At 60.4% G+C, this 255-nt stretch carries 1 rRNA gene; it reads right to left on the reverse strand.

The window, feature by feature from the left end:
• A 16S ribosomal RNA gene (locus tag RM704_RS45045) occupies positions 1-255 on the reverse strand; the annotation flags it as partial.

Consider the following 255-nt stretch of genomic DNA (forward strand, 5'->3'; position numbering starts at 1 on the left):
CTCAGTCCCAGTGTGGCCGGTCGCCCTCTCAGGCCGGCTACCCGTCGTCGCCTTGGTGAGCCGTTACCTCACCAACAAGCTGATAGGCCGCGGGCTCATCCTTCACCGCCGGAGCTTTCCACACTCACCGGATGCCCGAGAGTGTTGTATCCGGTATTAGACCCCGTTTCCAGGGCTTGTCCCAGAGTGAAGGGCAGATTGCCCACGTGTTACTCACCCGTTCGCCACTAATCCCCACCGAAGTGGTTCATCGTT

The sequence above is a fragment of the Streptomyces gottesmaniae genome, assembly GCF_031845845.1.
Lineage (GTDB): Bacteria > Actinomycetota > Actinomycetes > Streptomycetales > Streptomycetaceae > Streptomyces > Streptomyces akebiae.